Origin of the sequence: Ligilactobacillus equi DSM 15833 = JCM 10991 (assembly GCF_000615765.1) — a bacterium.
GTDB lineage: Bacteria > Bacillota > Bacilli > Lactobacillales > Lactobacillaceae > Ligilactobacillus > Ligilactobacillus equi.
Map to the genome: position 1 here is coordinate 59,617 of NZ_BAMI01000005.1, position 7,127 is coordinate 66,743.

General features: G+C 40.7%; 6 protein-coding genes, 1 other RNA gene and 1 pseudogene. 4 read left to right on the forward strand and 4 right to left on the reverse strand.

What is annotated here, in order from left to right:
* Positions 1-20: 20 nt before the first annotated feature.
* The 4 genes and pseudogenes from dnaX to JCM10991_RS02445 form a co-directional block, all read right to left on the reverse strand.
* Positions 21-1,773, reverse strand: a pseudogene (gene dnaX, locus JCM10991_RS16570) (DNA polymerase III subunit gamma/tau).
* Between the two features lie 83 nt (positions 1,774-1,856).
* Positions 1,857-1,943: signal recognition particle sRNA small type (ffs, locus tag JCM10991_RS14775), an RNA gene on the reverse strand.
* Between the two features lie 51 nt (positions 1,944-1,994).
* Complete coding sequence (gene tadA, locus JCM10991_RS12275; RefSeq protein ID WP_035187822.1) at positions 1,995-2,450, reverse strand: tRNA adenosine(34) deaminase TadA; 456 nt, start codon at positions 2,448-2,450, stop codon at positions 1,995-1,997.
* Positions 2,451-3,068 (reverse strand): class I SAM-dependent methyltransferase, encoded by a 618-nt coding sequence (locus JCM10991_RS02445; protein WP_025020448.1) that lies wholly within the window; start codon positions 3,066-3,068, stop codon positions 2,451-2,453.
* Positions 3,069-3,290: 222 nt separating this feature from the next.
* On the opposite strand from JCM10991_RS02445, the gene nrdH reads away from it, so the two are divergent.
* Genes nrdH through nrdF form a run of 4 tightly spaced genes read left to right on the forward strand, consistent with a single transcriptional unit; the run spans position 3,291 to position 7,063 of the window.
* Positions 3,291-3,512 (forward strand): glutaredoxin-like protein NrdH, encoded by a 222-nt coding sequence (gene nrdH, locus JCM10991_RS02450; protein WP_023859085.1) that lies wholly within the window; start codon positions 3,291-3,293, stop codon positions 3,510-3,512.
* A gap of 19 nt (positions 3,513-3,531) precedes the next feature.
* Positions 3,532-3,906: a class Ib ribonucleoside-diphosphate reductase assembly flavoprotein NrdI gene (nrdI, locus tag JCM10991_RS02455; protein ID WP_023859084.1), complete on the forward strand. Its 375-nt coding sequence runs from the start codon at positions 3,532-3,534 to the stop codon at positions 3,904-3,906.
* Complete coding sequence (gene nrdE, locus JCM10991_RS12280) at positions 3,896-6,067, forward strand: class 1b ribonucleoside-diphosphate reductase subunit alpha (protein ID WP_035187825.1); 2,172 nt, start codon at positions 3,896-3,898, stop codon at positions 6,065-6,067. The genes nrdI and nrdE overlap by 11 nt, the downstream gene beginning before the upstream one ends.
* 18 nt (positions 6,068-6,085) lie before the next feature.
* Positions 6,086-7,063, forward strand: coding sequence for a class 1b ribonucleoside-diphosphate reductase subunit beta (nrdF, locus tag JCM10991_RS02475; RefSeq protein WP_025020449.1), 978 nt, complete (start codon positions 6,086-6,088; stop codon positions 7,061-7,063).
* Positions 7,064-7,127 lie beyond the last annotated feature (64 nt).

Sequence of the window (7,127 nt, forward strand, 5' to 3'; positions counted from 1 at the left end):
ATTCCTTTCAAATTTAATGATTAATCGGCTTGGACGGTGACAATTTCGTCACCAAATTTTTCTTTGGCCGCGACTACCACAGCTTGTGCCGCTTCAATAGCTTTCGTTTCTTCGGCTTGTTTTTGGTCTACCATCGTTTCAGCCTCAGCCTGTTGGGCTTGACCTTTAAGATTGTGACTCTTAATGTAGGCTTGCCTTACTTGCCCCCACATTCTTTCAGGTAAAACCGTCAATCTCACTTCCCGGTTTAAGAGCCGGACTAAGGCTCGGGTCACTTGTTCTTGCACCGTCGGATCCGCTTGGAACTGTTCGGGCATAAAATCATAAGAAAAGGCAATGACCGCCCCACTTGGACTCGCAGCCACTGGTTTCCCAAAGGACATCATAGAAGAGGACTGTTGCGGTAACATATTCAAGAGGTCCGGCCAAATATCTTGCATGGCCATCAAATCGGCCCGCGTTGCCTGACCCAAGACCTCATTAATCTGAGCTTGGTTAGCCTTAAAGGGACCACTACTCTTCACTTGCCGTGTTTGCCGGTTAGCTTTAGGAGGCGCTGCTTGCGTTGATACACCTTGACTTTGTAAAGCTTCTACTTTAGCCGTTAAACTTTGCACTTGGGTAATGAGTTGGTTGACCTCTGCTGTATTGACTTCTGGCTGAACCCCATTGGTTACTTCAGGTGCTTGGTCACTTAATTGACTCAATTTGACCGTTAGCACTTCCAAATATACCGCTTCATGACTGGTGAAACGCATATTTTCTTCTTGCTCATTTAAGATATCAATCATTCGGTAAATCTTAGCTGCACTGCTTTGAGCTACGAAAGTTTTAAAAGCCTCCGTCAACATCCCAAGTTCATTTTGCTCAAGCAATTCTGGTGCTTGTTGATACAGGAGCATATCTCGACAGTAGGCAATCAAATCTTCAACCAAACGTTTAGCTGACTTGCCATCAGCTAATAATTCATGGACCGTTTTTAAGGCTTGCGGAGTTTCATGTTGACTAACCTGACTTAAGTAAACGGTCAGTTTTTCATTGGTTACACTCCCCGTTACCAAAAGGGCGTTTTCCAGAGTCACATCATTATCCCCAAACGAGATAACCTGATCTAAGATTGATAAGGCGTCTCGCATCCCCCTTCAGCCACCTTGGCAATCACTTTAAGGGCTTCGGTTGGTAACTAATTGCCTTTTCATCCAGAATATATTCCATTCTTTCTAAAATTGCCGTCACTTCAATGCGCTTAAAATCAAAACGCTGGGTCCGTGAAATAATCGTGGCAGGGATTTTATGGGGTTCGGTTGTTGCTAAAATAAAGACTACATTTTTGGGCGGTTCTTCCAAAGTCTTCAATAAAGCATTAAAGGCCCCTGTCGATAACATGTGAACTTCGTCAATAATGTAGACTTTATAATCAGCTTGGGTAGGCGCATATTTGGCCTTGTCCCGGATATCCCGAATTTCTTCGACCCCGTTATTGGAAGCCGCGTCAATTTCAATTACATCATTTAACCGCCCTGCCGTAATAGCCTGGCAGGTTTCACATTTATTACATGGCTCCCCATCTTTTTGATGATGACAGTTTAAAGCCTTGGCAAAAATTTTCGCCGCTGAGGTCTTCCCCGTACCACGAGGCCCAGTAAAGAGGTAGGCGTGGGTAGTCTGCCCCGTACTCAAAGCATTGCGTAAGGTCTTAGTCACCATTTGTTGACCGACTAAATCCGCAAAGCGCTGTGGCCGCCAAACTCGGTATAATGCTTGATACCCCATAAACTCACCTTTCTTTTAATATTTATCTTAAAAAAAATCTCCCAGCCTAATCCGAAAAGCATAAGCTGGGAGTTCAATATCATCGTAACTTGGAACACATGCCCTCACATACTTAGTGCTGCTTTCTTCCGAACCTGACACGATTCGTAAGGAGAACATTGTTCCAAGGCCTTACGGCACTTTTAATGATACATGATTTACTTTCAAAAATCCAGCTTTTTTTATCTTAATTGTTGAAAAAAATCTTGTAAGAGGGCCAAACACTCTTTTTGGCAAATTCCTTTTTCGACATCAGCTTGATGATTCAAACGCGGATCGTCTAAAAGATTCATAATGGTCCCACAGGCCCCCGCTTTAAGGTCACTAGCCCCATAATAAACTGCGTCTAAGCGACTATTTAAAATTGCTCCCGTGCACATCGGACACGGTTCTAAAGTCACAAAAAGTTGGCAGTCATTTAAGCGCCAGGAATTTAGCGCTTGATTCGCCTCACGAATAGCCAAAACTTCGGCGTGAGCTAAGCTATCTTGCTGACTTTCCCTCAAATTGTGACCACGCCCAATAATTTGTCCTTCATGCACGACGACAGCGCCAATCGGTACTTCACCTTTAGCTTGGGCTTTTTGGGCTTCTACAATTGCGGCTTGCATAAATTTTTCTTTAGCTTGTGGCGTCATTTAAGCTTCCTTTACCGCTTCTAAAATGAAATAGCCCTTATTTTTCTTGAGGACCTGGCAATTACCAAAGACTTCCACCATCTTTTTTTGGGCGGAAGGTGCGCCTTGCTTCTTTTGGATTACCACGACCAAACGTCCTCCAACCTTTAAGTGGTCGTAAGCGCCACTCAAGATGCCGTGTACCACTGGTTTACCGGCCCGAATTGGCGGGTTAGTCAAAACAAAATCATAATCCGTTATTGTAACGCCTTCATATTGGTTGGAAGGAAAAATACTGACGTTTGAAATGCCATTGTTGCGAGCATTTTTCTTGGCTAAGTCCATGGCAAGGTTATTGACGTCTACCATATCAACATGGTTGGCCGGCCATTTCTTAGCTAAGGCCAAACCAATGGGGCCATAACCGCAACCAACATCTAAGATTTTGGCTTGCGCTAACAGCTCAGCTTCGTTTTCAGCCAAAGCATCTAACATCACACAAGAGCCAAAGTCGACCCGACTTTTCGAAAAAACCCCGTTATCTGTCGTAAAATTTAAATCATGATCCAACAAAGTAAAACTCCAAGTTTTTTCGTCATGTTGGACATCCGGATTTTCAGTATAATAATAATTTGTCATTTATTTCGTTTCCTTTTTTATTTTCCTCTTAATCATACGAATAAAAGGCGATAAATTCAAGCTATTTGCTAGTTAAAAAATTAAGTTTTGCACCTTTCAAGAACCACAAGATATCGTTATAACCAAAATTTCATACCCAATATCTTGGGAATCAGCTCTTGAATTTGTCTCAAGATGTTGTATACTTAAAACACAATAAAAATTTCCAAGGGAGAGATTGTTATGCTCGAATTATACACAAAAGATAATTGTATTCAATGCAAGATGACTAAAAATGTTTTACAACAACTAAACATCACTTACACTGAGCACAATATCAATAACGAACCAGAGTATGTTGATTACTTAAAAGCCAAAGGCTTCCGTTCCGTTCCTGTTCTAGAACGCGACCAAAAGCCCATTGTAGCCGGTTTCCGTCCAGACCTTTTACGCGGCCTAGCCTAATAAAAGGAGGGCAACGTTAATGAAAATCGTCTACTTTACAGTCACGGGTCAGACCCGACGCTTTATCAAAAAACTTGGGTCTGAATTTGAGAGCTATGAAATTAATCCTGCTAGCGAATTTCCAGAAATCACGGAACCGTTCGTCTTGATTACGCCGACATACGAAGACGCAATCACCGAACCCGTCCGTGATTTTCTTGATTATGCCGAAAATGCTAACTACCTAAAAGGTATTGTCGGTACTGGTAATCGAAACTTCGCTCAACTATTTATTTTTACTGCTAAAGATTTAGCAGAAGAATATGATACCCCCATTATCTATGCTTTTGAATTTAACGGTACATCTAAAGATGTTTCAAACTTCAAGAAAGCGGTGAAAAAACTTGAGTCTTAAAAACTTAGACACTAATAAAGTTACTTATTTTGATTTAAATAACCAAATCAACATCTCTGTTAACGGACAAATCCCTTTGGAAAAGGACAAGCAGGCCCTAGAAGCTTTCCTTAAAGAAAATGTTGAGCCAAATTCTATGAAGTTTGACTCTTTAAAAGAACGTTTTGACTACCTTTTGGAAAACAATTATATCGAAGAAGAATTTATTAAAAAATATGACTTTGCTTTCATTGAGAAAGTCGCCCAAAAAATTTACTCCGCTAACTTTACCTTCAAAACCTTTATGGCAGCTTACAAATTTTATGCTCAATATGCTCTAAAAACCAACGATGGAGCTTATTACTTAGAAGGATTTAACGAAAGAGTATTAGTTAACGCACTTTACTTCGCAGACGGTGACGAACAATTAGCTATGGATTTGGCTGATGAATTAGTTAACCAGCGCTATCAACCAGCTACCCCTTCCTTCTTGAATGCTGGACGTAAGCGACGTGGAGAGTTAGTCTCATGTTTCTTAATCCAAATGGAGGACAACATGAACTCTATTGGTCGGGCCATAAATTCTGCCTTGCAGCTTTCAAGGATTGGTGGAGGTGTGGGGATTACCCTTTCAAACCTTCGAGGTGCAGGCGCACCAATTAAAGATATCCAAGGGGCTGCTTCTGGCGTGGTACCTGTCATGAAACTTTTAGAGGATTCCTTCTCTTACTCCAATCAGTTGGGACAACGGCAAGGAGCCGGGGCGGTTTATCTCAATGTCTTTCACACAGATATTGAAGCTTTTTTAGCCACTAAAAAAGAAAATGCTGATGAAAAAATTCGGGTTAAAACTCTATCTCTCGGTTTAGTCGTTCCCGACAAATTCTATGAATTAGTCAAGAACGATGAAGATATGTACCTTTTTGATCCTTGGGGTGTAGAAAAAGTCTATGGTAAACCCTTCTCTTATGTGGATATTTCAAAAGAATATGACAACATGGTCGCTAATAACCTAATTCCAAAGAAAATTATCAAGGCCCGTGAGTTAGAAACAGAAATTTCTAAATTACAACAAGAATCTGGCTACCCTTATGTGGTCAATATCGATACGGCTAATGAAGCTAGTCCAATTGCTGGCAAAATCATTATGTCTAACCTCTGTTCAGAAATCTTGCAAGTTCAAACCCCCTCAGAAGTGGCCAACGACCAATCTTACTTGCAATTAGGAACAGACATCTCATGTAATTTAGGCTCTACAAATATTGTTAACCTCATGGCTTCACCTGATTTTGGTAAATCTGTCAAAACCATGACCAAAGCACTAACCTTTATTTCTGATGCCTCAGATATCGATGTTGTACCAACCGTTCAAAAAGGAAACGCCCAAGCCCATACCATTGGTTTAGGGGGCATGGGACTACACGCCTACCTAGCTAAAAACCATATTAACTATGGTTCAAAAGTTGCCCTGGAATTTACTTCTGTTTACTTCATGTTGCTCAACTACTGGACTTTAGTCGCTTCTAACGAATTAGCCGTGGAAAAGGGCGAAAGTTTCGTCGGCTTTGAAGCTAGCGACTACGCTAACGGGAAATACTTTGACAAGTACTCAGAAAAAGACTTCCGCCCTAGTTTGGATCGGACCAAAGAACTCTTTGACGGCATCTTTATTCCCGGCCCTGCTGACTGGCAAGCCTTAAAAGAAAAAGTTATGACCGGTGGGTTATACAACCAAAATCGCTTAGCTGTCGCGCCTAACGGATCAATTTCTTATATTAACGACACCACCGCGAGCTTGCATCCCATCATCAACCGAATCGAAGAAAGACAAGAAAGAAAAATTGGGAAAATTTATTACCCTGCACCATATTTATCCAATGATACTATTAAATTCTACCAATCCGCTTATGATACCAGCATGATTAAAGTTATTAACACCTACGCTGCTGCCCAAGAACATATTGACCAAGGAATGAGTTTAACCCTCTTTATGCGTTCAACCATTCCTGCCGGACTCTATCCTTGGAAAGAAGGTCGCACCGATAAAATGACGACCCGCGATTTATCTATTTTACGTAACTACGCACATGATAAGAAAATCAAATCCATCTACTATGTACGGACTTTTACAGATAATAACGGTGAAGTCGGTGCTAACGAATGCGAAAGTTGTACAATTTAAGAAAGGTAGAATAAAAAGATGGCAGAAAATTACCAAGCAATTAACTGGAATAATTTAGAAGATGAAATTGATAAAGCAACCTGGGAAAAATTAACGGAACAATTTTGGCTCGATACCCGTATCCCAATTTCCAATGATTTAGCTGACTGGCGAACTTTGACAGAGGCTGATAAAGACGTTGTTGCTAAAGTTTTTGGTGGTTTAACACTCTTAGATACCCTACAATCTCAAGATGGCATGTCTTCTTTAAAGCAAGATATTCGGACCCAACACGAAGAAGCAGTGCTTAATAATATTGAATTTATGGAGTCTGTCCACGCTAAGTCATACTCTTCAATCTTCTCAACTTTAAATACGCCCGCAGAAATTGACGAAATCTTTGCATGGACAAATTCAAACGAAATCTTACAATACAAAGCCGAAAAAATTAACCACTACTACCAAGAAGGAACTTCCCTTCAAAAGAAAGTGGCATCTGTTTTCTTAGAAACTTTCCTCTTTTATTCTGGCTTTTACACACCCCTTTATTGGTTAGGCCACAACAAATTGCCTAATGTGGCTGAAATTATCAAGTTAATCTTACGAGATGAATCCGTTCACGGAACCTATATTGGTTACAAATTCCAATTAGGCTTCAACGAACTTTCTGAAGAAGAACAAGCCAATTTTCAAACTTGGGTTTATGACTTGCTCTATGATTTATATGAAAATGAAGAAAAATATACCCACCTACTCTATGATCAAGTAGGTTGGACCGAAGAAGTTTTAACCTTCTTGCGTTACAATGCCAATAAAGCTTTGATGAACCTCGGCTTTGATCCTCTCTTCCCTGACACAGCCGAAGATGTTAACCCCGTTGTTATGAACGGGATTTCCACTTCGACTTCCAACCACGACTTCTTCTCCCAAGTCGGCAATGGTTATCTTTTGGGAAACGTAGAAGCTATGGATGATAATGACTACCTCTTCCGTTTTGATGACGAAGATGAAGAGTAATAGTTTCCAAATAAAAAGAAGTCCTATGGACTTCTTTTTATTTGGCCTCAAAGCCACTTTAATA